At 68.5% G+C, this 1,664-nt stretch carries 2 protein-coding genes; one reads left to right on the top strand and one right to left on the bottom strand.

Annotated elements, in window-relative coordinates:
* Window positions 1–81: 81 nt before the first annotated feature.
* Complete coding sequence (locus ACP4IX_RS36130; RefSeq protein ID WP_426558876.1) at window positions 82–810, top strand: DUF2625 family protein; 729 nt, start codon at window positions 82–84, stop codon at window positions 808–810.
* Between the two features lie 6 nt (window positions 811–816).
* Here ACP4IX_RS36130 and ACP4IX_RS36125 read toward each other — a convergent pair.
* Window positions 817–1,613 (bottom strand): IS5 family transposase gene (locus tag ACP4IX_RS36125; RefSeq protein ID WP_426558878.1). Its coding sequence is split into 2 segments (ribosomal slippage): window positions 817–1,283 and window positions 1,283–1,613, totalling 798 coding nucleotides; the frame shifts between segments, so codons are not numbered across the junction.
* Window positions 1,614–1,664 lie beyond the last annotated feature (51 nt).

Raw genomic sequence — 1,664 nt, 5'->3', positions numbered from 1 at the left:
TAAGGGATCATCTCGTTTGGTGGATCGAAGTGAAGGTGCCCCGGCGGACTGCATCTTCAGTGCTGGTGCGACGATGCGGGCATGCGCGAGGTCGATGAGCTGCTCAACGTCGATGATCCAGCCTGGCCGCTCCTTCTCCAGGAGCTGTCCGGCACTGACGTACCAGTCGAGGTGCTGCCCGGCGATGCCGAGACAGGCCGTGCATCGCTGTTGCATCTCCAGGTCTCGGCCCGGTCGAATCTGGGCGGGATTGTCTTGAATAGCGGCGGTCTGCTGGTGGACAGCGGCTGGTTGCGGATCTTCGGAAGCCCGGGTGACGCCCATGCCGAGAGGCTGCCGGGCCTGGCGGAGATCAACGCGATGCCCTCGACGTTCGATCCGGCCTGGCGGCCAGGGGCGGGACTCGTGATTGCGCACGATGTGCTGGGCGGGGTGTTCGCCCTCAACGGCGGAAACCCCCGTGCCGCCGGTCGGCCCGGCGAGCCGGGCGAAATCCTCTACTTCGCCCCCGATTCCCTTGGCTGGGAGGCGCTGGGCGCCGGACACTCGGCCTGGCTGTCCTGGATTCTCTCCGGAGGGCTACAGGAGTTCTATGGGGGCCTGCGGTGGGACGGCTGGCGCAGCGAGGTGTCCGTGCTGAACGGCCGGCAGGGATTGTCGTTCTTCCCGCCGTTGTGGTCGGCTGAGGCCCGCCAGGACCTGCTGGCGGCCAGTCGCCGTGCGGTGCCCATGGCGGAACTCCTGGGGCTGAGCCGCGACTCGTGCCTGCAGTTCGACGGCGCCGACCCGGGGTTCCTCGGAGTCGCATGAACCGGCTCACGCAGCCAGACGCCGGTAGCAGATGAGCGCGGCGGCGATGCCGGCGAAGGCGAGGAAGTGTTCGGCCTTGCGCTCGTAGCGGCGGTGAAGACGGCGGCACCCGGCAAGCCAGGCCACCGTGCGTTCCACGGTCCATCGGTGACGGCCCAGGCGCTGGGAGGACTCGATGCCCTTGCGGGCGATGCGTGGGGTGATGTTCCGGGAGCGTAGCCACCAGCGAAGGTGGTGGTAGTCGTACCCCTTGTCGCCATGGAGCTTGGCGGGCCGTCGCCGGCGCGGTCCGCGGCGGGAGCGGATGGGCGGGATGCCGCGCACCAGGGGCTCAAGCCCCTGGCTGTCGTGGGTGTTCGCGGCGGAGATCCCGATGGAGAGGGGCAGACCGGTCTGCTCGGTGATCAAGTGGATCTTTGATCCCTTCTTGCCGCGATCTACGGGATTCGGACCCGTCAGGTCCCCCCTTTCGTCGCGCGCATGTTCACGGAGTCGATAGCGCACCGGGACCAGTCCAACTCGCCACGCGCGCCGAGTTCGTCCAGGACCAGGCGGTGAAGCTTGCCCCATACCCGGGCCCGGCTCCACTCGGTGAACCGCCGGTGCGCGGTCGGCCCGGACGGGCCGAAGACCGGTGGCAGTTGCCGCCAGGTACACCCCGTCGTAGCCACGAACAGGATCGCCGCCAGCACTTCGCGATCACCGTAGCGGCGTCGGCCGCCACCCTGCGGACGCACCGGAGCAGCCGGGACCACCCGCTGGAACAACTCCCACAACCCGTCCGGCACCAGACGCCCCACCATCGCCATCACGGCCGCCAGCCTAGTGATCCAGCCAGTTGAGACGTCCTCTAA

This window comes from Streptomyces sp. WG5 (genome assembly GCF_049974565.1).
GTDB lineage: Bacteria > Actinomycetota > Actinomycetes > Streptomycetales > Streptomycetaceae > Streptomyces.
This window is presented reverse-complemented; position numbering and strand designations above follow the sequence as displayed.

Excerpts from the sequence above, each read along its gene's own strand:
- ACP4IX_RS36130 (WP_426558876.1), top strand. The coding sequence starts at position 82 with ATGCGCGAGGTCGATGAGCTGCTCAACGTCGATGATCCAGCCTGGCCG.